Annotated in this window: 22 protein-coding genes and 1 pseudogene; 4 read left to right on the top strand and 19 right to left on the bottom strand. The window is 37.8% G+C overall.

What is annotated here, in order from left to right; translation table 11 throughout:
- Positions 1–2: 2 nt before the first annotated feature.
- Together AOC34_RS01575 and AOC34_RS01570 are read right to left on the bottom strand one after the other, a co-directional pair.
- Positions 3–458, bottom strand: a complete 456-nt coding sequence (locus AOC34_RS01575; protein ID WP_108468456.1) for a DUF2721 domain-containing protein — start codon at positions 456–458, stop codon at positions 3–5.
- Positions 455–751: a helix-turn-helix transcriptional regulator gene (locus AOC34_RS01570; protein WP_108468455.1), complete on the bottom strand. Its 297-nt coding sequence runs from the start codon at positions 749–751 to the stop codon at positions 455–457. Before AOC34_RS01570 ends, AOC34_RS01575 begins: the two co-directional genes overlap by 4 nt.
- Positions 752–1,099: 348 nt before the next feature.
- Here AOC34_RS01570 and AOC34_RS01565 point away from each other — a divergent pair, with 348 nt between their 5' ends.
- The 3 genes and pseudogenes from AOC34_RS01565 to AOC34_RS01555 all read left to right on the top strand — a co-directional run.
- Positions 1,100–1,342 carry an RING finger protein gene (locus AOC34_RS01565; RefSeq protein ID WP_108468454.1) on the top strand — a complete coding sequence of 81 codons (243 nt, stop codon included), beginning with the start codon at positions 1,100–1,102 and terminating at the stop codon, positions 1,340–1,342.
- Positions 1,342–1,614 (top strand): type II toxin-antitoxin system YafQ family toxin, encoded by a 273-nt coding sequence (locus AOC34_RS01560; RefSeq protein WP_108468453.1) that lies wholly within the window; start codon positions 1,342–1,344, stop codon positions 1,612–1,614. The genes AOC34_RS01565 and AOC34_RS01560 overlap by 1 nt, the downstream gene beginning before the upstream one ends.
- A gap of 157 nt (positions 1,615–1,771) precedes the next feature.
- Positions 1,772–1,963: pseudogene (locus AOC34_RS01555) on the top strand (addiction module antidote protein); the annotation flags it as partial.
- Positions 1,964–1,985: 22 nt separating this feature from the next.
- Here the strand turns inward: AOC34_RS01555 and AOC34_RS01550 are convergent.
- Entirely contained in the window at positions 1,986–2,873 is an 888-nt protein-coding gene (locus tag AOC34_RS01550) for an undecaprenyl-diphosphate phosphatase (RefSeq protein WP_108468451.1), read from the bottom strand.
- A gap of 166 nt (positions 2,874–3,039) precedes the next feature.
- Between AOC34_RS01550 and AOC34_RS01545 the strand changes: the two genes are divergently transcribed.
- The gene (locus AOC34_RS01545; RefSeq protein WP_234408123.1) at positions 3,040–4,692 is read left to right on the top strand and encodes a TolC family protein; all 1,653 of its coding nucleotides are present in this window, start codon (positions 3,040–3,042) and stop codon (positions 4,690–4,692) included.
- Positions 4,693–4,695: 3 nt separating this feature from the next.
- On the opposite strand, the gene AOC34_RS01540 is transcribed toward AOC34_RS01545, so the two are convergent.
- From AOC34_RS01540 to AOC34_RS01465, 16 genes are all read right to left on the bottom strand, one after another.
- Positions 4,696–6,645 carry a polysaccharide biosynthesis protein gene (locus tag AOC34_RS01540; protein ID WP_234408122.1) on the bottom strand — a complete coding sequence of 650 codons (1,950 nt, stop codon included), beginning with the start codon at positions 6,643–6,645 and terminating at the stop codon, positions 4,696–4,698.
- Positions 6,646–6,823: 178 nt separating this feature from the next.
- Positions 6,824–7,384: a sugar transferase gene (locus AOC34_RS01535; RefSeq protein WP_108468450.1), complete on the bottom strand. Its 561-nt coding sequence runs from the start codon at positions 7,382–7,384 to the stop codon at positions 6,824–6,826.
- 29 nt (positions 7,385–7,413) lie between these two features.
- Entirely contained in the window at positions 7,414–8,439 is a 1,026-nt protein-coding gene (locus tag AOC34_RS01530; RefSeq protein ID WP_108468449.1) for an NAD-dependent epimerase/dehydratase family protein, read from the bottom strand.
- Positions 8,417–9,559, bottom strand: a complete 1,143-nt coding sequence (locus tag AOC34_RS01525; RefSeq protein WP_108468448.1) for a glycosyltransferase family 4 protein — start codon at positions 9,557–9,559, stop codon at positions 8,417–8,419. Before AOC34_RS01525 ends, AOC34_RS01530 begins: the two co-directional genes overlap by 23 nt.
- Positions 9,559–11,526, bottom strand: coding sequence for an asparagine synthase (glutamine-hydrolyzing) (gene asnB / locus AOC34_RS01520; RefSeq protein ID WP_108468447.1), 1,968 nt, complete (start codon positions 11,524–11,526; stop codon positions 9,559–9,561). Before asnB (AOC34_RS01520) ends, AOC34_RS01525 begins: the two co-directional genes overlap by 1 nt.
- A gap of 2 nt (positions 11,527–11,528) precedes the next feature.
- On the bottom strand, positions 11,529–12,377 hold the full coding sequence (locus tag AOC34_RS01515) for a class I SAM-dependent methyltransferase (RefSeq protein WP_108468446.1): 849 nt from the start codon (positions 12,375–12,377) through the stop codon (positions 11,529–11,531).
- Positions 12,370–13,518 (bottom strand): glycosyltransferase, encoded by a 1,149-nt coding sequence (locus AOC34_RS01510; RefSeq protein WP_108468445.1) that lies wholly within the window; start codon positions 13,516–13,518, stop codon positions 12,370–12,372. Before AOC34_RS01510 ends, AOC34_RS01515 begins: the two co-directional genes overlap by 8 nt.
- Before the next feature lie 28 nt (positions 13,519–13,546).
- Positions 13,547–14,752 carry a hypothetical protein gene (locus AOC34_RS01505; protein WP_108468444.1) on the bottom strand — a complete coding sequence of 402 codons (1,206 nt, stop codon included), beginning with the start codon at positions 14,750–14,752 and terminating at the stop codon, positions 13,547–13,549.
- Between the two features lie 12 nt (positions 14,753–14,764).
- Positions 14,765–16,357 (bottom strand): ATP-binding cassette domain-containing protein, encoded by a 1,593-nt coding sequence (locus AOC34_RS01500; protein ID WP_159074771.1) that lies wholly within the window; start codon positions 16,355–16,357, stop codon positions 14,765–14,767.
- Positions 16,358–16,473: 116 nt separating this feature from the next.
- Positions 16,474–17,640: a glycosyltransferase family protein gene (locus tag AOC34_RS01495; RefSeq protein WP_159074770.1), complete on the bottom strand. Its 1,167-nt coding sequence runs from the start codon at positions 17,638–17,640 to the stop codon at positions 16,474–16,476.
- A 74-nt stretch (positions 17,641–17,714) separates the two neighbouring features.
- A complete protein-coding gene (locus tag AOC34_RS01490; protein WP_108468441.1) occupies positions 17,715–18,596 on the bottom strand; it encodes a UDP-3-O-(3-hydroxymyristoyl)glucosamine N-acyltransferase in 882 nt (293 codons plus the stop codon).
- Entirely contained in the window at positions 18,581–19,222 is a 642-nt protein-coding gene (locus AOC34_RS01485; RefSeq protein ID WP_108468440.1) for a PIG-L deacetylase family protein, read from the bottom strand. Before AOC34_RS01485 ends, AOC34_RS01490 begins: the two co-directional genes overlap by 16 nt.
- Positions 19,212–20,291, bottom strand: a complete 1,080-nt coding sequence (gene wecB / locus AOC34_RS01480; protein ID WP_159074769.1) for a non-hydrolyzing UDP-N-acetylglucosamine 2-epimerase — start codon at positions 20,289–20,291, stop codon at positions 19,212–19,214. The genes AOC34_RS01485 and wecB overlap by 11 nt, the downstream gene beginning before the upstream one ends.
- Before the next feature lie 5 nt (positions 20,292–20,296).
- Complete coding sequence (asnB, locus tag AOC34_RS01475; RefSeq protein WP_108468438.1) at positions 20,297–22,123, bottom strand: asparagine synthase (glutamine-hydrolyzing); 1,827 nt, start codon at positions 22,121–22,123, stop codon at positions 20,297–20,299.
- Between the two features lie 19 nt (positions 22,124–22,142).
- Entirely contained in the window at positions 22,143–22,922 is a 780-nt protein-coding gene (locus tag AOC34_RS01470; protein ID WP_108468437.1) for a class I SAM-dependent methyltransferase, read from the bottom strand.
- Positions 22,922–24,025, bottom strand: coding sequence for a class I SAM-dependent methyltransferase (locus AOC34_RS01465; protein WP_108468436.1), 1,104 nt, complete (start codon positions 24,023–24,025; stop codon positions 22,922–22,924). The genes AOC34_RS01470 and AOC34_RS01465 overlap by 1 nt, the downstream gene beginning before the upstream one ends.
- Positions 24,026–24,034: the final 9 nt, after the last annotated feature.

Below are 24,034 nucleotides of genomic sequence, written 5' to 3'. Positions count from 1 at the left end.
GCTCATGATGGTGGCATATCCCAGCTCGCCGAGCGATAGGCATAAACCACCTCTGCCAACACAATAAGCAGGGAAGTCATAAAGGAAATTAAACCCAATACAAAAGTGGCAACAACATACCCAGTCTGCAGCAGTGCTACCGAGCCAGTCTGAAAGAAAAACAGCTCCAATACCGTTAAAGAAATCAACACGCCACTGAGTACATTAAAGAAGATAGCGACGGTGCATAAGCGGCCCCGCATCTTAAACTCACGCAGCTCAATCTCATAATGCATGCGTAACTTGTCCGAAAGGGCTTGGCTGCCATATAAGGCATTTTGCACAAAGCGCATGCGGTCTACTGTTCTGGCTAAGCGCGTTGAAATAGCACCCACCAAGGTGGCTACCGCAGTGAGTAAGAACACCGGCGCTAAAGCCAATTGAATGTTACTAGTTAGGGCATCAATGGTGATGTTCATAGGGGCATTGGGGTGTCAGTATTTTTTACGGGCTCGGGATTATGGGAACTATTCTCATTCAATTTTCCTATAAGGGAATCCATACCCACCACACTTAATACACCACCCAAAGCTTGAATCACCCTCAAAATGTTTTCCAATCGGAGGGTTGATTTGCCTGCTTCAAGCTCAACAATGAACCTAACCCCCACATTGGCAGCCAGCGCCAATTGCGGCTGGGTCAATTTAAGGCGCTTACGTGTCTCGCGCACGATGCGGCCAAGATCTTGAGGGGTTTGAATAGGTCTGCTCATAATTATTTCCTGATCGGGAAATTTTACGGGAAATTTCCGGTTTTTTCTACATAATTTCCCGATCAGGTAATTTATTAGGTAAATGCTTTTTTTATAGGCAAATATTCCCAATCGGGAAATATAAAAGAATTGCAAAGAAAAGGCATATCTAATTCTGCTTGAAAGAAAAAATTGGTAGGAATCTACAGTGAAAACATCGTTTTTTATATGAAAATAGCTGTATTTAACTAAGTGAAATTACATATTCCCTGCCCTCCCAGCATATTAATAGATACCTATTAGGTATCTATTGAATATTAATTAGATACCTAATAAAATAGCAGCATTAAGACAAAAAGGTGCCCCACTATGACTAAAGAAGTGCAAATGTCGATCAAGATGGAAAGCGAGTTGCGCGATGAATTCATGGCGATCGCTACTGAACGCCATCGCCCTGCTGCGCAAATTATCCGGGATCTCATGCGCCTCTATATCGCCCAAAGTAGAGTGCCTAACCCATTAACTGCCAAGACAATCACCCAAAGCCGCAAAGGTGAGGATGTATTTACAGCTAAAAGTGCGTCCCAACTATTTGAGCAATTAGGGATTTAATGCGGATTCCTAGTTATACAGGTCAATTTAAGCGAGATGTGAAGTTGGCACAAAAGCGTGGCAAAGACATGGGCAAGCTCAAAAGCATCATCGAACTTTTGCTAAACAATCAAGCACTGCCACGAGAACTGAACGATCATCCTCTCAAAGGTCATTGGAAGCCCAATCGGGATCTTCACATCGAACCGGATTGGATCTTAATTTATACCCCACTAATAGATGAGGTTCGCTTTGAGCGTACCGGTACGCATTCCGATCTATTTGGCAAATGAATACACAGAATATTCTCTACCCAATAATAGCTATAGCGAATTTTATAAAGTAGGTTGCAAATCCTAGCTTTGTAATCGCATTGATTGGCTCTACTGAACGCGCCTAAGCGGATCCTGTAATAGTTCAAAAGACCATTGAAAGAGAGGGGGGGAATAAATGAGCAAAATAAAACTACGCAAATGGAATAGTGCAGAACACCTCAAAACCGATGAGGATATGGCCGCTTACCTTGAGGCCTGCTTGGCGGAGGCAGGGGATGATCCTACCTTTATAAGTAAAGTACTTGGGACGATTGCCAAAGCAAACGGAATGAGTCAATTAGCTCAAGATGGTGCGCTTGGTAAGAAGCAACCACCTATCTAGGACTGCATTACGACCACGCAACTAAACCTGTATATGCTGTAATCAGCACCACCACACCAAACACAATGCGGTACCAGGCAAACGGCACAAAGGTATGAGACGCCACATACTGAATTAACCAACGTACACAAATAAATGCGGAGATGAATGCCGCTATAAAGCCCACCACAATTGCCCAGCCAAAATGCATGGTCTCTGCACCACTCGTTTGAATGGGATTGATCCAAAGCTTTAAAAGCTCATATGCGGTAGCGCCACCAATCACTGGAATGGCCAAGAAAAAAGAAAACTCGGTGGCAACTGCTCTTGGCAGACCAAACAACATGCCGCCAATGATGGTGGCACCGGAGCGGGAGGTTCCCGGTATGAGTGCAGCGCACTGCGCTAAGCCGACTTTGAAGGCATCCAGCGGCCTGAGATCATCGACCGATGCAATCACCCTCTTGCCCTCTTTCGCTGTTTTATCTGCGCTACTGCTGGCGTTTGCCATTTGCGTTTGGCGATACTCTGCCCAAAAAATAATTAGAGCGCCGCCGATAAAGGCCGTGGCAACAGGTACCGGCGAGAACAAAAATTGCTTAATGTATTTACCCAATAGCAAGGCCAAGGTCATCGCCGGAAATGAGGCAATCAGCACATTGATTACAAAGCGCTGAGAAGCGCTATTGGTCTTTATTGTAGAAGCGACTGACCACAGCTTGCTACGAAACTCCCAGCAAACCGCCAAAATAGCACCAAACTGAATAATCACCTCAAAGGCCTTACCGCGCTCATCATTAAAGCCCAGTAAGTCACCGACCAAAATCAGGTGCCCCGTACTGGAAATCGGTAAAAACTCGGTCAGGCCTTCCACAATGCCAAGAATGAGGGCCTTGCCCAGTAGTAATAGATCCATCGTCTGATTTTACGACCTGCGAGCAATGCCAAGCCCATATTCCAGCCCGGGGAAATAGCCCTCCTGCTATAGGCCGGCGGTCTTAGGCATTCAGAGTCGGTTTAGCCTTAAACTGAAGGCTATTCAGTACTCATTTTTCATCTATTTTTTGCTAATGCCAATTTGAATGACCTTGCCGTTTTTTTCAGTTCCCACCCACTTTAAGCGCCGCTACCTACAGGACGTGATGAGCGCTGGCATTTGGGGGGCGATCGTCTTGAGCATTCCTGCAAGTGCTTTGGCGCAAGCAGTTAATCCAGTCCAAGATCGCAATGGGCCCGCAGCCGGCCAAGTGACTGTGCTGCCCGATGCAACCGGCAAAATGCCGAGCGCGGCTCAAGGCAATCAAAATCTTTCCTTGCCGCCAGCATTAACAGCGCCTGCCTCGAGCAGTGTTCCGGCATTTAGTAATTTCAGCATCAATCCACGCGATGCCGTCAATTTTGGGCAAAACATCGATCTGATGCGCCTCTATCAAGAAGCGGCATTTAATGATCCGGTTCTCAATAGCGCCCGTTTTAATTACGCTGCCAATAAAGAGATTTATTGGCAAGGCTTATCGACACTGTTGCCTCAAGTTTCCGCGAACCCGACTGCTACCCGGTTTTTCCAACATGGCGAAGGCAATAGCCGTATCTTTGATCAAAAGAGCTACACGGTTAGCTTAACCCAGCCAGTTTTTAATGCCGCCGCCCTCGAGGTATTTAAGCAAGGTGACTTAATCACTAAAGTATCGGACTTACAGTTTTTACAGGCCCAACAAGATCTAGTCATTCGGGTATCTCAGGCCTATTTTGATGTGCTCACGGCGCAAGACAACGTCGAACTCTTCCAAAATAAAAAGGCCTTGATTAAGCAGCAGCTCCAAGCCGCCCAATCCAAATTTGAAGTGGGCTCAGCAACCATTGTCGATGCCAATGATGCGCAGGCTCGCTTTGATCTAGCCAACGCCCAAGAGACCGCCGCCCAAGCAGAATTAATCGTCAGGCGCGGTGTGCTTGAGCAGATCGTTGGTCACCCAGTACCGCCGCTGAGGCCACTTGCAAAAGACGCTAAAATTGAAGGTGTGGTTGCTGATCCCAGAGCCAAGATAAAAGATGCCAAAGGCATACCGATTGCAGAAAGCGTCAACCCGAAGCTGCCCCCCGGCCAAGAATTAACTGACTGGATTAAGCAAGCTGAAGCAGCCAACTATGGGGTTCTCGCTAGTCAACTCAATGTCGATATTGCCCAAAGCTCCTATCGGGGTTCTTTGGCAGCCAACTACCCCACAGTGAACTTTGTAGGCACGACTGGCTTTAACGCAGCGAACGGCTCTCCGACCAACTTTAATCCATCAACTACGCAAAACATCTTTAATAACACCATTGCCCTGCAGATGAGTTTGCCGATCTTCTCAGGCGGCTTTAATAACTCGGTGATTCGACAACGGGCAGCGCTAGTGGATAAAGCCAAATCGGATTACGACAATTTACGTAGAGCTGCTGCTCAAGCAACACGCCAAGCCTTTACCGGCTTTTATGGCGGGCTTGCTACCGTTAAAGCATTTGAGGCCGCAGAAAAATCATCGGCCTCTGCCTTGGCATCGAGTCAACTGGGTTTTGATGTCGGCACTTTAATTAATTTGGATGTCTTGATTGCGCTCGACGCTCTCTTCACGACAAGAGCAACGCTCTACAAAGCCAGATACGACACCATCCTCAATGCCTTGAGACTCAAAGCCCAAGCTGCGGCACTCACGGATCAGGATTTATTGGCGGTTAATGCCCTACTCAAATAAAGACTAATTAGGCTGGTAGCCAGGAACTAACTTTTTAAGCGTCTCTTTAATCAGTCTGGCATCAGATGACTCTAAGGCAAGATTCAGCTTTTCAAGCTCCTTCTGCAAATCACCCCAAGACAAAAACTCTTCATGTGCCTTCATGATTTTAGGGTGCACCGTTGACTGCGGATTATCGCCAATAAGAAGCTCTTCATAGAGCTTTTCACCTGAGCGTAAACTCGTGATCTTAATCTCAATATCACCATGAGGGCGCGCCTCATCCTTTACCAGTAGGCCAGATAAATACACCATTTTGGTGGCTAAATCATAAATACGGACTGGCTCACCCATATCCAATACAAAGACATCCCCTCCCTCTGCCATTGCGCTTGCCTGAATCACTAATTGCGCCGCCTCTGGAATGGTCATGAAATACCGCGTTACCTCAGGATGAGTCAATGTAATCGGTCCGCCCGCTGCAATTTGAGCACTAAATAGTGGCGCTACTGATCCTGAAGAGCCCAGCACATTGCCAAATCGCACCATAGAGAAATTAGTTGCGTGCTTATCTTTAATAGCAAGATCTGCCATTGCCTGCAAAACTAGTTCAGCAATACGTTTACTAGCCCCCATCACATTGGTTGGTCTAACAGCCTTATCCGTACTCACTAGAATAAAATTGCCAACGCCGCACTCAAGGCTGACTTGCGCGCAGGTCAATGTGCCATACACATTATTACGAATACCTTCGGTAGGATTTTGCTCTACCAAGGGAACATGTTTATATGCTGCCGCATGAAAGACCGTAGCCGGTTTATGGATCTTGAATATCTTCAATAGTAGGTCGTGATCACGCACTGAAGCCAAGCACGGCACTAACTCGATTGACAGTTCAGCATTTAATGAAGAAAAAGTATCATCACTATCACCAGCTAAACGCTCGTCTTCAAGGCCTATGAGGGTCCTCTGTAATGCCTCATAAATAAGATAGAGGGAGTGCTCACTACTATCGATCAAAATTAATGATTTAGGTGAAAATTTAATAATCTGTCGGCATAGCTCACTGCCAATAGATCCGCCAGCTCCCGTTACCAAAACCACTCGACCCAGAATATTTTTTTCTAATAAGCTAATTTCAGGAGGAACAACTGCCCTACCAAGCAAGTCATTCATATCTAAATCATGCAGGTCCGATACCCTAACTCTGCCAGAAGCAAGATCAATCAGCCTAGGTAAGCTTCGAACACGGACCCCACAGCCATTTAATGAAGCAATAATTTCATTTCTGCGCTCTTGACTTACTGAAGGAATGGCCATAAGTACATCGGTAATATCAAGACGGCGGATTAAGTCTTCAAGGTCAGTATTGGGATATACCGAAATTCCATTGATCGTACCTCCCTGCAAATGGGGATCATCATCAATAAAGCCTTTAACCAACATCTCATGATTACTAATCAAGCCAGATACCAATTGGCGGCCTGCAGAACCAGCCCCATAAATCAGAGCAATCGGCTGGGCTCGGTGAAAGGCCTTTTGAACATTATTGATGCCCCCCAACCAATACCGAACAAAATATCGGCTAGCACCAATTCCAAAAAACAATAGCATCGGCTGAATGACACCGATCGACCTAGGCACGCCATCAACTCCATAGAGTGTAAAAACACCAAAAAACAATACCGTATAAACAATAAAAGCGCGCTTAATAGAAATAAAAGCGGCTGTGCCGATATATCTAAAAATAGCACGGTATAGACCAAAGGACACAAAGAGGGGGAATGAAAAACCAATGGCAACAAGAAAGGAAAACCACTGCGGACTCTGAAAATATTCCCAATGATCTAAGCGAAGCCCAAATGAAAGCCAAACGCTAAATCCACAAATTAGCAAATCGACAAAAATCACCAAGCCCCGCTTAACCGAACGAGGAAGATTTAATAGTGACTGTTTAGTTGCATTAATTGACACAAAGATTCTTATAAATTATAAAATTAAATTTGGGTGCTAGATTTAATTACAAAAATGAGGAGTATCTATCTAGAAATACACTAAAAAAAATTAGTAGTTAAATAAACCGTCTAATCAACAATAGTGTGTAAAAAAGAAAGATTTCTATGCCTTGATTTATCAAGTTTTTTATGCCGAATTAATGAGAAACACCTGAACGCCGAATTACCTTTAAAAAAGTTAGACCTATTATCCTCATATCAAACCAAAAAGATTGCTTTTGGAGATACTCCAAGTCATATTGCACTTTATCAGGAATGGACAATTCATCGCGTCCATTGACTTGCGCCCAGCCCGTTAATCCTGGAAACATCTCATCCAATCCATATTGAGTCCGTAAAGCAATTAAGTCATCTTGATTAAACAGCGCAGGACGAGGCCCCACAAAACTCATATCTCCAACTAAAATACTCCATAGCTGTGGCAATTCATCCAAGCTAAATTTCCGCAAGAATGAACCTATTGGCGTTAAGTATTGACTTGAGCCAAAAAGTAAGTGAGTTGCCACAGTAGGAGTTCCAACTTTCATCGTGCGAAATTTAGGCATCTTAAAACATATATTATTCCTACCAACACGTTCCGACCAATATAGCATAGCGCCTTGAGAAGTAAGCTTAACCATAAACCCCAAACTCAAAATCAGTGGAGACAAAATTAAAATACAAATAACACTAAGGCAAATATCAAAAAAGCGTCTCATATAAATTTAAATTGAAGACCCATTACCAGTTAATTCCGATTCATAAGTTCTGGAACTTTCTCGACCAAACATTTTGACTCGTTAAAAATTGATACCGTTTTTAACAATCCTTCATCCAGACTTACTTTTGGCTTCCACCCAAGCATTTCAATACTCTTGGTCACATCAACTCTAAGCGAAAAACAAATCCGAATAATAATATCCTTTCTCCCAAAAATCGAAAAAAGAAAACGCAAAAAGCAAACGGGCACAGGAATCAAATAAACTGATCGAGAAAGCGCAAAGCCTATACTTCTAATAAGATCAGGAGTAGAAATATCTTGGCAATCGGATGCTAAAAATACTTCATTCGCTGCAGCAGGATGTGTCATACATAAAATAATTAAATCTATGAGATTATCTAAAAAAATATAGCTTCTCTTATTTTTTATGGCCCCAAGTGGGAAAAATTTAATCCTAGGAATTAAATTAATCATTCTCGAAAAATTGGCTTTTACATTTGGCCCATAAACAAGGGGGGGGCGAATGATAACGATCTCCATTCCACTTTGCTCAGAAATTCTTTTAAGGCCAAGTTCAGCCTCATATTTGCTGATTGCATATGGATCTCTTGGATCTGGTAAGTCCTGCGGAGTAAAAGCACTATCCCCTTTTGTCCACTCCCCATTTACTTTAATTGAACTTAAAAAAATAAAACGCTTAACACCAATTTCAGCAGCTTGCCTAGCCAAATTTAATGTAGCCTCAACATTTATTAACCTATATTTCCTTAGCACATCGGTTGACTGCTCATTCATAATGTGCGCGCGACCAGCACAATGAATAATCACAGACACCTCTTTTAACGCCTCTCTAAAAGACGTATGTCCATCAATTTCACCAATAGCAATCAAGCCTCTTTGAGAATCTAAAAATCGAGATAACTTTCGAACCTTACATCCATCCGACTCCAATCTTTCACATATGGCAGCTCCTATAAATCCACTGGCCCCAGTAACTGCAATAATATCATTCATGTTTATAATTTTTAAATTAGGAATTTCGTAATAGTTCATTATAAATTTTATTATGTAATGCTATCACCGCTCCAACATCAAACTCTTTTTCAGCTAGCTTACGGCCTGCGTCACCCATTTTGATTCGAGCTCGCTCATCTAAAAGTAATTTTTCAATTGCATTTGCAAGCGCCATTGCATCACCTGGAGGAACCAATAATCCTGTTATATCTTGAATAATTGCATCGCGACATCCCGGTACATTTGTTGTAATTACTGGGCGCCCACAAGCTGCCGCCTCAATCAATGACTTAGGTAACCCCTCTCCATAAGATGGTAGGGTAATTATTGACGCCTTTGAATATAGTTCTGCAATCTCAGTGCGATAGCCCAAGCACTCTACAAAACCTTCCTTACGCCAAACCTCAACTTGAGAAAATTCTATGCTGCCAGGATTTGACGGATCCGGTGCACCAATCAACCAAAAATCTGCTGAATTCCCCCTTTTTTTTAGTATTTTGGCCGCCTCAACATACTCAAATACACCTTTATCTTTTAAAAGTCGGCTCGCCATAGCCACAATCAAAGGTCTCTCACCAACCGATTCTGATAGAGAGATATATGGAAATTTTTCCAGTGACACACCAGCCCCCCGTATCAGAACAGATTTGATTGAAGAAGCCTTGGAGGCACTAAGTAAATAATCCTTATCAGAACAATTTTGAAATATAATTTTTTGATTTTTATGAGAAAAGGATTGTCTGTACAGCAGAATTATTAGATATCTTAATAGTTTTTGCTTAAAACTCTTTGCATTTAAAAATACAAATCCCAATCCAGGTACCGCGCTTATAACAGCTGGAACTTTAGCGAGCTTAGCCGCAATACCGCCCATTAGGACCGGCTTAATTGTTATTAAATACACTATATCGGGCTTGATTCTCCTAAAAAGACTATACATATTGCATAGTATTGCCAGCAAAGCAAAAGGGTTGATACTATCTCGCCTAAATTCAAGTGAATGCAATCTTATTCCCAACTCTTTTAAATATTTTGCCTTATCCGTTAAAGTGCAGGCAATATGTATCTCATGCCCACCTTCGAGAGCCGACAAAGCCAAAGGAAGTCGATGTGATACAAAAAACCAATCTACATTAACAACAAATAATATTTTTGCCATTACACATTATTTTCGGCAACCCAGGCCTGAAACATTAATACATCCCATAAGTGATACTGCCAATTACGCTTTCCAGACAGATGTTCAGCCCATTTTTTTCGTATTGGAACAGGAGCCAAATAACCCTCCTTCTTTAGTCTTGACTCGGAGAGCAGATCCTCAGCCCAATGCTTCAAGGGGCCACGTAACCATTCGCCGATAGGAACTCCAAATCCCATCTTAGGTCTATCAATTAGATTTGAAGGAACATAGAGATCTAATACCTTGCGCAATAGCCATTTTCCCTGCCTATTTCGTATTTTCATAGACAAAGGTATGCTTTGAGAAAATTCAACTATTCTATGATCCAAGAGCGGAACTCTTGTTTCTAACCCAACGCCCATAGCTGCACGATCTACTTTTACTAATATGTCGTCAGGCAGGTAGCTGACCATATCCAAAAACATCATTTTGTTTTCAGCAAGCTCAGTTATAGACCACCCATTAGGATCATTAAAAATTGTCGGCACATCTTCCGAACCAAGAACAATATCCAATGAATCTTCCCAATGGGAAATAAGGCTAAGGTATATCTCTTTTACACTAGATGCTCCGAGTATTCCTGATAATTTATGAAGTTTATCTCCAGGATTGTTAAATTGGAATCGACTGAAAAGCAGATGGTCAATTGAATTAAATATTATGTTCCATCTATGCGGTGGAATCTTGCAAATTAGCCTTGCACAAGCTTTTCTAAGCCTAGGTGGATAATAACTAATTTTTTTCCAAATAGATGTGGTGAATAAATACCTGTTGTAGCCCCCGAATAATTCATCTCCGCCATCGCCTGAAAGAGAGACTTTAACGTGCTGTTGGGCCAACATAGATACCAAGTATGTTGGTATTTGTGACGAATCAGAAAAAGGCTCATCATATAGCGATGGTAATTTTGGGATTACATCCAATGCATGCTGAGGCGTTACATAAAGTTCAGTGTGGTTAGTTCCCAAATGTTTAGCAACTTCTCTTGCATAATTTGCCTCATCATAGATCGACTCAGAAAATCCAATGGTAAATGTACTAATTGGTCTAACTGATTGAGCTTGCATCATTGCTACGACAGCAGATGAATCTATGCCCCCTGATAAAAAAGCACCAAGCGGTACATCGGCAACCATTTGCTGCTTAATTGACTCTAGACAGAGGGAGTGAAGCTGAGAAATTCCATCAATATCCCGGCCATAGTATTTACTATCAAAACTTTTGGAATGGGATTCATTAAGACTCCAATAAGGTGTTAGTTCAAAGCCAGAAGCTGGAGATGCGCTATGCGAAATAGTGAGTGTAGTTCCTGGCATTAGTTTATGCACACCCAAATAGATTGAATAGGGCGCAGGTATGTAGTTATACTTTAATTGCAATGCGATTGCATTGCGATTTATCCTATTCTCGAATCTTGGATGCGCTCTAAGCGCCTTTAGCTCTGACCCAAAAAGAAATATGCCATCTTGCCATCCGTAATAAAGAGGTTTTTCTCCCATACGATCTCGACCAAGAGTAATCGTACGCTTAAGATTATCCCAAACGGCAAATGCAAACATACCAACCGACTTCTGTAGCGTTTTATTAATACCCCAAGCCTCAAAAGCAGCTAATAAAGTTTCGGTATCAGAATGTCCCCTCCACCTTAAAATTTCGATACTATTATCTCTACTTGAAAGCAATTCTCGAACTTCTAAATGATTATAGATTTCTCCATTAAATACTAAAGTGTATCGGCCGCTAATTGAAATCATCGGCTGATTACCCTCAACGCTGAGATCAAGTATTGAAAGCCTAGTATGGGCCAGTCCAACACCAAATCGATTATCGTGCCACACTCCACTATCATCAGGGCCTCGATGCGAAATTGATCCTGCCATTCGTGACAGAGCGCCCTGAGAATTAAAGCCCGATTGTTGATCGATAAACCCTGCAATACCGCACAAATTTAACCTCCTTTATATCCAACCGCACACCAATAAGGCACATTTTCAGAAAAGGAAATATTAATTAGCCCGCCGTTTGTCATCATCTGTTCAATCTGTTGCTTACTGAAACGTTTTTCCAGTTTAGTCCCAAATCGATCAAGAGCATCTGTTCTCATAGTGTAAAAACTAGACTTACGATAACTGCAAAGGGGCAGCCTATCAATAAAATCCTCGTTAACACCCAACTTCTCAAGAAAAAGACATAATCTAGCTAGAGGGAGATATACAAGAAAGGCAAATAACTGGGTACTTAAATAGCGCATGCCATATGGAAGTCGACTTATAAAATGGCGAAAAAAATCGCTAATTTTCCATAGACTACGAAACCAAAAAGGTCTGCCATCAAAAGCGTAGTAAAGATAAAGCAGGAATGGTGCTCCTGGCTTAAGTAACCTCACACAGGCGTTTATCCCGGCCTGAGTATCTGGTATATGGTGAAGTACCCCTAAGGAATAACCAAAATCCATAGAATTTTCCTCAAGGATTTCATCGCCCACACTAGCAGCATGAAATGTACAATTTCTTTCATTGATCAAATTTTTCTTTGCTACATGCAAAGCCAAGCTTGGATCAATGCAGTGCAGTCTAAATACTTTTGGGGCAACTAAAAGTGCCCATCTCCCACTTCCACAGCCCATATCAAAACCAATTGCATTGTCTGGTAGCGACCACCAAGGAAATATTGCGAAGTATCGTTGAAATAATTCTTGCGCTTCTTCTTTATCTAAATCCGACTGATCAAATCTTTCCCATTCATCGCCGAATCCCTTGATAGTTGCATTATCTTCATTTAATGAATTTTTACGCACAGTGCTTTTCGTCCGAAAGATATAATTTCATATAAAGAGAACCGATAAAATCAATCGAAAATCCATTAATAATCAATTCCCTAGCCCGACTACCTCTTAATAAGCGGCCACAAGCACCAAGCGAAAATAACTCAAAGAAACCTTCTGAGAGAGCAACGTAATCTTCCGGCGGCACCACAATGCCAGAATCCCCGACTATCAAAGCTGAATCACCCACATTTGTAACAACGCATGGCAACCTCATAGCCATAGCCTCTGCCACTACATTAGAGAAGCCTTCAGATTTTGATGACGAGCAAAAAATATCCATCGCTAAAAATAATTCATTAATATCGCTACGCTCACCTAGAAGAATAAAGTTAGTAGACATATTAGCCTCTAAAATCCAATTAACCAACAGGTAATTATTCCAGTTAATATCTTTACCGACTAAAATAAATTTAGTATTAGGAACAACTCTAGCGAATTCAGCTGCGCCAAGAATAAAGTTTTTGTAGTCCTTCAAAATATCAAATCTACCAACAGCACCAATGATAAAGTCATCTCGATTTATTCCTATCCGCTCCCTAGAAAATATCTTTTCAGAGTTCGAAAAAATATATTTCTTTGGTAATTCGTAACCGTTATTAATAACAAGCATTTTCTTTCGACTAAACCCCCTTGCCACGTGAAACGAAAGCACGGAATTTGCACAGCAAACAATATTAGTTGGTAAGAAATAAGAAAAAACAGCGCACAGCTTTACTAGAAAATATGAGAGGCTAAAATTTTTATGTGAGATTTGTGTATTTCTGATGTTCCATATAACTCTTTTCACACCACAAATTCGAGCCGCAATTCCACCAAGTAAATCGGAGTGATACATCCAAGTTTGTACTATATTAGGCCTATATTCTTTAATTATATGAATAAGCTTTATAAAAGAAAAAGGTAAATTTAATATCGACGTAATATTAATAGCAATTACTCTGATACCCATACCTTCAATAGTCGGCCCTAATTTACCAACGTCCGTTAAAGAAACCACCATGCATTCGAACCCACCAGTTATAGATTTATATTTTAATAGACGTACTAGCATCATTTCAGCTCCGCCAACATTCAATCCAATAATAATATGAATTATCCTTACCAAATGCATACTCCTGATTTAAATAAAAAAATTTAAACTAATTAAGTTGATTTTTGTTGTTAAAAGTATTTTTGAAGTGACTAATAGCTCTTAAAAACCCAATCGATTGAAAAATATACAGAAAAGGAATTATCATTAGCCTTTGTCTTGGGCCTTGTACATTTTCATAGCCTGACATAATAAAAGTAATTGATAATAAAACAGAAAATAATATTAGTGTAGTAATTTTATTTTTATTATATAAATAGATTACGCCTATAATAGTAAATGGGAATAAAATTATATTAAGTGGCGTTGACAATATTAAATAACCATATCCTCCATACAGATGCGTAAATGGGGCGGGTGAGAAAAAATATCTTAACATCTTAAGTCCATATCCTAAATCAAAAAATTCAAGCCATTTAATAACTACATTTAAAAATTCACTTGTATAGAAAAAGCCCACGACAGACATAAGTAGGATTCCTAGTATTTTTTTTGATGAAATTCCATTGATAAAGAAGTATAAAAAATAAAATAGGGCAAAAAGCGCAATTGCAATATGGACCCTCAGAATAAATAAAATTGAGAATGAAATTAAAAGAATGCCAAAATTCAAAATTTTATATTTACTATCATCTGTAGTAAATTTAATAAAAAGATATGTTGTTGCAAGTATTGATGTTTGTATAAGGATATCTCGAAGATTAAAAAAACTGCTCCAAAATATGTTTTCCCAATGCAGTAAAAATATGATCGTCAAAACTTTACAAACTTCATTATTAATTTTATAAAATTTTTTTAATATCTGAAAGATTAAATAACCACCAAAATATGTACTTATGATATTAAATGCTATTGGAACAAAGATATAGGTTCCAAATATTTTACATAATATGAAGCTATAAATATAATAAAAATAATGTCCCTGTCCGTAATTCCTAAAATTATCAAAGTTTATAAAGGCATCCACGCTATTGACAGATTCCACTAAAGCCTTTGTACCCTCAATATAAGTTAATGAATCAATTTCGTTAAAATTTGTTGCATTAAAAAAAAAGAAAAAAAATAAAAAAAAGAATGCGGATTTTATAAATGATAATGTAAAAGCTATTTTCCAACTGCGAAATAATTTAAATCCGAAAATTAAAGATAATATAAATAAAAGTAATGTAATATTACATAATGCAAATTTACTATAATATATCTCATTAATTTCGAATATTTCAGCTTTAAAATAATTTGGATAAATAGTGAACATTTAGAAACTTGCTTAGCGTAAATTAAAAGCACTAATAGTGCCATTTTCAACAACAATTTCTCTATCGCAGTAATTCTTAATATAACCACTATGGTCAATTGCAATTATTGTTTTATTAGACTCAGCATCAAACAGTAATTCAATAATTTCATTGCTAGTATTTTTATCCAATGAGGCTATTGGCTCATCAAAAATAATTACTTCCGTCTCAGCATAGAGCAGTCGAGCTAAGGCAATTCGCTGCTTCTGCCCCCCACTTAATCTTGCTCCGCCATCCCCAAGAATGACCTTAAAGCCAAGATTATCGTTTGTAAAAATGTCGAGCATTTGTGTTTTATTCAACACATTTATTAACTTCTCATAATCCGGCGGCATCCCAAAAAAAATATTTTCTTCTACTGTATCATTGCATATATAGGGGTTTTGCGGCAGGTATCCAATTTTTTGTTGCCATAATTTAGCAGCAGGATTTGATATACTTATTCCATCAACAAATATATCGCCCTCTGACGGTGTTAACAAGCCAGAGATTAAGTCAACAATAGTTGTTTTGCCAGAACCGCTTCTGCCGGTAATAACTACCTTTTCTCCTTTTTTAATTATTATATTTACTCTATTTATAACATTTACATGGCCGTAGGAGAATGATATATTTCTTAATTCAATGGAATCTAAAAATAAAATATTTTGATTATTATAGTTATATTCTTTTCTAGATAATTCAGCACTAATAATATCAAGTGATGGCATTGAATAATTAATAATATTTATTGATGAAATAATACGATTAATAGAAGGAAGCAACCTAAATAAGGCAAATAGAAATAATGATAATGATGCTATCGCTTCCCCAGCAGATCCTCTACTCCAAATTAATACCGCTATTATTATTACAAGCATAAATGCAGAAGTCTCAAGCATTATTCTTGGAGTATTACTTATTGTTTGATTTTGTACATTTGCATCTATAAATTTGGAGGTATTTGAATCCAACCTATTCAAAAAAAATGGAGTAGATTTAGAAAATTTCAATAACTTAAATGACGAGAAAATTTCTTTGAGGTTTATATAAATTTGACTCTCAGCCAACTCCCTTACATCCCCTTGAATACGTATCTTCTTTGAAACATATAATAAATTTACAACCCCTATAAACGATAATACTGCTGTAACTGATAGCGTTGTTCTTACATCAAAATATAAAAGTAAAGTAAATATCATTAAGAAAATTATTATTTCACTTACAATTAATACAAAAGACGAATAAATTGTAGTTATATTAACAAGCTCTTTAGTCATTAATTTTAAATAATCTCCTATATCTTTTCCTAAATAATCTAAATAGGTGGTTTCTAAAAATTTCCTAGATAGCATCTTTTGAAAGTGGAGATATATAGAAAAAGAAAATTTAGATATAAACTTATTGTAATAAAACCCAATTACTCCTCTAAAAAAATAAAAAAGTAAAGTTACTATCGATAAAACTATAATATAGGATTTAATACTTTCATTTCCAAAAAATCCAAATGCAATTTTATGATATTTATTGGTACTTATTAGTTCTGCGTTTGATATTATTCCTAAAAGCGGAATTAATGCCGCCACACTTAAAGTCTCAATTACACCAACGATTATTGATATGAGAATTATAAAAATAAGACTGCTCATCTTATTCTTAGGCAGGAATTTTATTAATTCATTTAGCATTATCATTAAATCAGTTAAGTTTTATTTAACTCATACCAAAATTTATTAAAGTACTGATTCCATGTCGGGAGTAATTTTATATCTATGTTTTTTCTTAACTCCATTATTTCTAATATAGTTTTGCTTATTCCAGAAATATCATTAGCGGTATGTGAGAAAACCTGATTTTGCCCAAGTTCCTTGAAAAATTCTACTAGTTCCGCATTTTTAGGTGCAATATTAAGTATGGGCTTCTTACTCGGCAAATACTCAAATATTTTACCCGTCATAATTCCTTTTACTGATAACTTAGTAGTAACTTCATCTGTGTGTACTAGCGATATTAGCAAATCACTATCAGCAATCAATCTGTTTATATTTTCTTTTAGAACTCTTCCATTATCGATAAAATTTAATTCTGAATATTCATTAAATTCTTCTAGGAGAATATGACCCTGATCACCGTAGTAATTTATTATAATTTTGTTTCTAATTTTTTTCTCAAATAATGAAATAGCATTGAGAATTGGCTTGAAACTTCGTTGCCCGCGATAAATTGATCCAATATATACAATGTTAAAATATTCTAAATTATTTTTTTTATCATATTTAAAAAAATTATTATTATTCAAATTATATAAAACTAGTTTTCTTGGATTTGAACCAAGCAATTCATTTGTGTAAGTTTTTGATATTGTAGAAATTAAATGAGCTTCGTTATTACAAAACTTTTCAATAATATAGGAGAGGCATTTACCAATTATAGAAAGATGCCCCATTGGCTTATTAAACCATAAATCTCTATAATCAATTACAAATGGAATTGAGAATTTTCTCTTTAGAATTACCCCGAGTATTATTGGCAAAAAGAATGGGCATGTAAAAATTATATATTTAGGTGTTAATTTTTTCGCATATGCTTTTAGTTCCTTATAAAGACTCGGAGTCCAAAAAAGGCCTAAATCTGAGGTTATTAGGTATGACAACGCCCCCAATACATTTGCTTTTGCTTGCCCATTTTTTATGTCTATGAATAATATATTTTTAAATAATGAGTTTATTTCTACAATTTTTATATTTTTAGGTAGGTCTTCTAAAAAGGTAGACTCTAACTCATAGTCTATCCATTTATTTGGGATACCGATTCTGCCAAGAGTAAACACATAAAGCATGTCGCAGTGTTCGGAAAGAGATTTTGCCAACCTTACAGCACGTTCCGTAGCACTTAGGTTAATTGGCGGAAAGAAAGGTGCTACGAAAAAAATTATTTTAATTTTTAATCCAATATTTTTTTTAATGCTTTACTTAACGCTCGTAATGGCATCGAAGAAATCCCCATTACAGTTTGTGATGAATTGACATCTGTTGTAACTATCCCCCCTATTCCAATAAGGGCTTTCTCACCAATTTTAGTTCTTTGAATAATAGTTGAGTTTGGACCTATCCATGCTCTAGACCCTACCTCAACACCCCCACTAAAAATCACACCTGCAGTAATAATTGCACCTCTGTGAATTACGCAATTATGAGCGACGTGGACTTGATCATCGATTTTTACAAAACTTTCAATTCTTGTATCGTCAATGCTACCACTTGCTATGGTGCAATTTGCACCTATTTCCACATGATCCCCAATGAAAACGGAGCCCAAATGCAAAACTCTTTCTGGCATACTGCTATTATTAAATACCATACCAAAACCCTCTTCACCAATTACAGCGCCAGATTTAATATAGCATTCTGATCCGATAGTAACACCAGGCGCAATGACAACGTTGTTCAATATTTTTGTGCCTGCGCCAATAGAAACTTGGTCTCCAATTACACATCCTTGCCCAATTTCAACATCATCGCTAATAAAGCCCTGCTTCAATTTTCTTTGGGCAAAATTAGATATTACTTTTGAAAAAATAAATTTGGGATTCTCCACCCTTAAAAGGATATTTTCACCTTGATTAAGATCATAATCTTTTGGACAAAAAATAATGCAGCCTTTTAAATGCTCAACTGGCATTTTATTATTTTTGATAAAAAGCAAACTATTTTGCAGTGGACGAGAATAAGAGCAAATATTGCTTACTGTAATACTATTTTTACTGCACTTTAGATTAAGAAATTTTTCAATTTCAATTTGGCTTACGTTTAATCTATATTGCATTTCACTATCTCAAAAGCTTCAGCATATCTATAATTAGACTGTGCACCCCTCACTATAGCCAAGGATTCTACAAAATCGTCATTCATATATATTTTATTTTTTTGGGATTCATAGCAAGATATTGATTTTTTTTTGCGATCCAAATCAATTTTGCTAATGGATATAAATAAGTTTGGAGTAAATTTTTGGCTATTCCAGGGTAAATCATAAGAAAATATATTCGCGCCCTTAAATGCTCTGATAGCCTCAATTGCAATAACTTGATGATCTTGATGCTTATCGCTTAATGAGGGAATAAATACAACTTTTGGATTTATTTTTTTTTGCAATTCAATCATAGAATCTAAAATCTTTTGCCTAAAATCCGTAAATATTCTGACCTCAAAATCATAAAGAATTACATTTTTCGCTGGTATTCCAAGACAATCGGTAGCTTTGTAAACTTCTTTCCGCGTTGTATCCGGCGGCAATCCTTTAGGTATTGATTTTTCAGCCAAAGAAAATGCAACATATACAACATCCACCTTACCGCTTACTAGCTTTGAAATCGTACCGCCTAAGCCCAACTCTCCATCATCACAATGTGGCGCCAATATTAGAGCTCGATCATTTTCCTTAAACCTCATTTAATACCTCAAATAAAACATCCACTATTTTCTTTGCACCTTTGCCACTTCCATATATCTCTGTACTGAAATCTACATTTTTAGAATTCATATCAAAATAATTTGATGCAATTTTTTTTGAATTAATTTCTGAAGTCATCGAATAGCCTCCATCAACCAACTCTTCCCATGGCGTATACCCCATTAGTAATAAAGATTTTTTATTAAACAAGTATGCCTCTCTTTGTAGCCCGCCACTATCTGTAATTACAAATTTTGAATTTTCAATCGCATACAACATTTCCAAGTACCCAAGTGGCTCAACACAGTGTATGTTGCCGGACAAACTTAAATCCAAATCTTTTATTGCTTTTTTGGTTCTGTAATGACAAGGAAAATAAATGTTGCAGTCTTTTGATATCAGATTTAAGGCATTAATAATTATTTTCAAACTATCTGAACTTGTATTTGACTCCCTATGAATCGTTGCTAATATATATGGACGTTTAATAAGACTAGTAGGCTCCTTTGCATATTTCTTAAATAACTTTATCGCGTCAGTTAGAAGATCATCAGTTCTATATATTTTTACCGGGAAGTTTAAAAAACCTTCAATTTCTAAATTCTTAAAAGCTACATTAGTAGAATAAAAAATGATGTCAGAAATTCTATCTGTTAATACCCTATTTGTATCTTCAGGTATAGAAAGATCGTAATTTCTTAATCCACCTTCAACATGTGCAACGGGAATATTACATTTTCTTGCGGCTAAAGCGCCTGCTAAGGTTGAGTTTGTGTCTCCATATACAAGAACCATATCCGGCCTCACTGAACCAATCACCTTCGTCAACTCAATTAACATCGATCCTATCATATCACCATGGGCCATATTTGATATTCCCAAATTAAAATTTGGCTGAGGAAGCCCAAGCTCTCGAAAAAAAATCCCACTCATTGCGTCATCAAAATGTTGCCCTGTATGTACTAAAACTTCTTCTAGTCCATTTCTTTCCGAAATTTCAAAAGATACTGGTGCGGCCTTAATAAATTGTGGTCGAGCGCCGACAATAGTCATTATTTTCTTATTCATTATTTTTACCCCCATGACCTTGAAAATATTTTTTTATTTATTGCCAAACAATATAAACGCACATAACGTCCAAAATTTTTTTTATATAAATAGTGGATTTTTTTATCATTAATCCCAATGTATTTGGAAATTTCATCATCACTATATCTTCGCAATTCCTTATCAAACCATTGTCTTTCGGGTGCAGGCCAACCCATTTTTTCTTTTCTCCACACAATTTCATCAGGCAATCTGTTTGAAAATGCTATTCTTGATAAATATTTTGTCCAGCCTTTGTGAATTTTGTAACAACTTGGTACTGATGCAAGAAATTCTACTAGCCGATAATCTAAATAGGGCATCCTAGATTCTATTGAATGTCCCATTGAGCCCCTATCCGCATAATGAATTAAATTTTGCAGTGGATTGACTAGAGAATTTTTTAAAACAGCGTTCAACGGCAAGTATGGGGATGAACTTATCTTTAAAAGCCCAACCATTTTTACTGCATAATTTTTCCCTAAGATGCTCTTGGCAAATGCAAAAATACACCCCAACACAATCCATTTTTTTTGTGCGGCAACATTCCATGCTTTAATTGAATTTTTTAATGCAGAGAACAATTGCATATTTGCAATGTAAAACATTAGATATGACTCATATCCACCCTGTGTTTCATCCGCGCCTTGCCCCTCAATCAAGACCTTTATTCCGTGGCTTTTAGCAAGTCGATAAGTAAACCAACTAGACATCAATGTATTTTGAGGTGGGGTATCCAGTAAGCGTAAATAAGTCTCGATTTCGACTTCTAATTCAGCAGGATTTGGCTCTATAGAAAACGATCTGCAATTGACGCTATTAACAGAGATTTGTATGTATTTACTTTCATCACAATATTGGTACTCTGAGGTTTTATAAACCGATGAGAATGTGAAAGGTATATTGGTAGAATTTCTAGTTTTTAGAATCTCGCTTACTAAATACAAGATACAGGAACTATCAAGGCCGCCTGATAATGTAATCCCGAAATTGACCTCATCTGGTATCCTGATTTCTACAGAATTTTTTAATATTTCATAATATTGCTTTGCATATTCAAGCGCCTTGGCCTCGTTAAATTCTTCATCAGATAAATTTGGCTTAAGCTCCCAAAACTTAATTAATTTAGGATAGCTCATAAGATTCTGAAGTTTGCAATAAATGTATGTGGCAGGTGGTAAACGCTTTATCCCCTTAAAAACTGTATCCTCACACCATTCTTCTGGTCCTTTTTGAATATAGTTATCCACCAATTTAGAGTCATACTCTACAGGCGCTTTGAGCACTTCCAAAATTGCCTTTATTTCGGATGCAAAAACAAAGCTTTGTTCATCCCTTAATGCAAAATAAAACGGCTTCTTTCCAATCCTATCCCGCGATATGAATATCTGATTTTTCAATGTGTCTATTAAACAAAATGCCCACATTCCATTGAATCTATTTAGGCAATCCGGGCCCCACTCAACATAAGCTGCAATGACCACTTCAGTGTCTGAGGATGTTTGAAAAACATGTCCACGCAGAACTAATTCATCCCTTAACTGCTTATAGTTGTAGATTTCACCATTAAATGTAATGGTATATCTACCTAAATACATAAGGGGTTGATCTGAGCTGGACGAAAGATCAACAATTGATAATCTTGTATGTGCTAAACCTAAAAATATATCCGGGCAATTTTCTTCTGTTGCCTCTAAATTTAACATAGCGATGCCAGATGCATCTGGGCCTCTATGCATGATCTGAGACTTCATCCGTCCTATTAAATCTTTATCAACTTCTCTCAAGGAGATGATGCCTGCAATTCCACACATGATTTAGTGACCCATCATCTCAGATTTTTTCGAGCAATAAAAATACTTCTCTCTTCAATATAAATTTCGGCTGAATCTTTTTCAATAGACTTTTAAGCCTGGCATCATAACGCTCACCTCTATTACCAACTTCAGCAGAGTCCAAAACTTCTTTAGAATTTGTGCCGCACTGTGGGCATATTTTAGGCCCCCCTAAGCTTGCTGAAACTTCTATTCGAAAAAATCTTATCAAGATTGTTAGCAGCGATTCTGGTCCTGACAAGACAAGCTTCTTTTTAACTTTGAATGCGGGGAATCTTTTCTCAATGTCGCTGATTGCATAACTTCTTAGGTGCAAATGTGGGTCAAACCTGCATCCGCAAGATGGGCAAGCAACTCTCACGCGACGCTCCTTATATGGGACATCTATTAGAATGTACTTGGATGTCAAATCTATCATCTTACCAATAAGAGAGGCCTCTAGAGCCTCTGGCAAATGCTCCAATACAGCCAAACATGAGACAAGGTCAACTTTCTGATTGCCAAAATCTAATCTGTCAATATCGCCTTTCACAATCTCAGTCTTACATAACTTGTTACTGATAGCTGATGCAGATCTTTCAAACCCTTGAAGCTTTATGTCTCTACCTATTTGCCTCTCTATCGACGCAAGAAATCCACCATTTCCACATCCAATATCAACCAACGAAACCACATCATCAGGAATTAGGTCGGCACCACTTTTGTATCTGGCTAGCTCATAACTAGATATATCTGCAGCTATTTTCCAGTGAGTCTCAAATTCGTAATAACCTTTCATTACGCTACCCTTTTACCAAAGAGACCGATTCCCAGCATTCTTTGGGAGAATTTCTTTTCAAAATCATGTTTTTTTTGAACCTGCATTTCAAATCCAGACTCTTGTAGCCACCCAATGACCTCATTCCACCTATGCTGGTGAGCATATTGTGGAGTGAACATATCCCTTAACCCATGCATAGTATTTTTGAATTTCCACTTATCTCGCAAACGCCCTCTTCTTTTTGACACTAGAAAATGATAGGGGACCGCCATGGTAAAAATTGTGAATGCCCTTACTGATGATGGAGCCCTACTTAGGATCGGTCGCAATAATCTATGGGAAAGAAACCAATACATCCTTATGAGTGCCCCCCTAAACCCTGGCATTCCCATTGAATCCTCCCAGGCGTAAACCCAAAAGAAAATAGAGCCTAGTTTAGGGTTCACATGCCTTGATATAGCCTTGTATGCGTCTTGTGTGGAGTATGTGTGATGAGCAACCCCCTGACAATGAATATGGCAAAAAGTATCTTCACCAAAGGGTAAATGAAATAAGGAAGCTGCAATGGGGATAACCTTAGACCCAGATTTCTCAATTAGATTTTTACCTGCCTTCACCACGCTTAAGTTCAGATCAATTGCGTATATCGTGGCATTAGAGAAGATGTCAGATAGCACCATTGCCTCCAAGCCAAAACCGCATCCAATGTTGAGAACATTTATTTTTTTTGTAATTGTTGGGTCATCATGCAGCCAAACACTTTTATGCAGATAAATCAAATCATCATGTGTGTAAGTAAAACTTAATTCATCATCGCCCAAATTCGTCCACTGCTCGGTAAATGTTGTTTGAACACTAGCCTCTCCTTTTTCTGGAGATTTATCTGGACAGATTCCACCCTTCTTAATTTTTTGAATTAATTCACTATTTCGAACAAAAAAGCTCTGAGTTATCTTGGTTGGAAATACAAAGAAAATTGGTGTTTGATTTATAACAGGATACACATAGGGGGATTTATCTGCATAATAAAATCCTGAATCGTCTAAATTAATTTTATTTGATATCGCATGATAATCTAATTTTACTTTTGTTATAGGACATATATAAGCTATATTATTCATATTTTTCTT

The sequence above is a fragment of the Polynucleobacter difficilis genome, from assembly GCF_003065365.1.
Taxonomy (GTDB): domain Bacteria; phylum Pseudomonadota; class Gammaproteobacteria; order Burkholderiales; family Burkholderiaceae; genus Polynucleobacter; species Polynucleobacter difficilis.
Note: the sequence above shows the minus strand (reverse complement) of the source record. Positions and strands in the feature narration are given on the sequence as shown.

What these genes read in the sequence shown, in the direction of transcription:
- AOC34_RS01490 (WP_108468441.1), bottom strand. Translation starts at nt 18,596, where the DNA reads ATGCAATATAGATTAAACGTAAGCCAAATTGAAATTGAAAAATTTCTT.
- AOC34_RS01505 (WP_108468444.1), bottom strand. Translation starts at nt 14,752, where the DNA reads ATGTTCACTATTTATCCAAATTATTTTAAAGCTGAAATATTCGAAATT.
- AOC34_RS01535 (WP_108468450.1), bottom strand. Translation starts at nt 7,384, where the DNA reads ATGAGACGCTTTTTTGATATTTGCCTTAGTGTTATTTGTATTTTAATT.
- asnB (WP_108468438.1), bottom strand. Translation starts at nt 22,123, where the DNA reads ATGTGTGGAATTGCAGGCATCATCTCCTTGAGAGAAGTTGATAAAGAT.
- wecB (WP_159074769.1), bottom strand. Translation starts at nt 20,291, where the DNA reads ATGAATAAGAAAATAATGACTATTGTCGGCGCTCGACCACAATTTATT.
- AOC34_RS01525 (WP_108468448.1), bottom strand. Translation starts at nt 9,559, where the DNA reads ATGGCAAAAATATTATTTGTTGTTAATGTAGATTGGTTTTTTGTATCA.
- AOC34_RS01530 (WP_108468449.1), bottom strand. Translation starts at nt 8,439, where the DNA reads ATGAACTATTACGAAATTCCTAATTTAAAAATTATAAACATGAATGAT.
- AOC34_RS01560 (WP_108468453.1), top strand. Translation starts at nt 1,342, where the DNA reads ATGCGGATTCCTAGTTATACAGGTCAATTTAAGCGAGATGTGAAGTTG.
- AOC34_RS01575 (WP_108468456.1), bottom strand. Translation starts at nt 458, where the DNA reads ATGAACATCACCATTGATGCCCTAACTAGTAACATTCAATTGGCTTTA.
- AOC34_RS01545 (WP_234408123.1), top strand. Translation starts at nt 3,040, where the DNA reads ATGACCTTGCCGTTTTTTTCAGTTCCCACCCACTTTAAGCGCCGCTAC.
- AOC34_RS01470 (WP_108468437.1), bottom strand. Translation starts at nt 22,922, where the DNA reads ATGAAAGGTTATTACGAATTTGAGACTCACTGGAAAATAGCTGCAGAT.
- AOC34_RS01510 (WP_108468445.1), bottom strand. Translation starts at nt 13,518, where the DNA reads ATGCATTTGGTAAGGATAATTCATATTATTATTGGATTGAATGTTGGC.
- AOC34_RS01550 (WP_108468451.1), bottom strand. Translation starts at nt 2,873, where the DNA reads ATGGATCTATTACTACTGGGCAAGGCCCTCATTCTTGGCATTGTGGAA.
- AOC34_RS01465 (WP_108468436.1), bottom strand. Translation starts at nt 24,025, where the DNA reads ATGAATAATATAGCTTATATATGTCCTATAACAAAAGTAAAATTAGAT.
- AOC34_RS01485 (WP_108468440.1), bottom strand. Translation starts at nt 19,222, where the DNA reads ATGAGGTTTAAGGAAAATGATCGAGCTCTAATATTGGCGCCACATTGT.
- AOC34_RS01565 (WP_108468454.1), top strand. Translation starts at nt 1,100, where the DNA reads ATGACTAAAGAAGTGCAAATGTCGATCAAGATGGAAAGCGAGTTGCGC.
- AOC34_RS01570 (WP_108468455.1), bottom strand. Translation starts at nt 751, where the DNA reads ATGAGCAGACCTATTCAAACCCCTCAAGATCTTGGCCGCATCGTGCGC.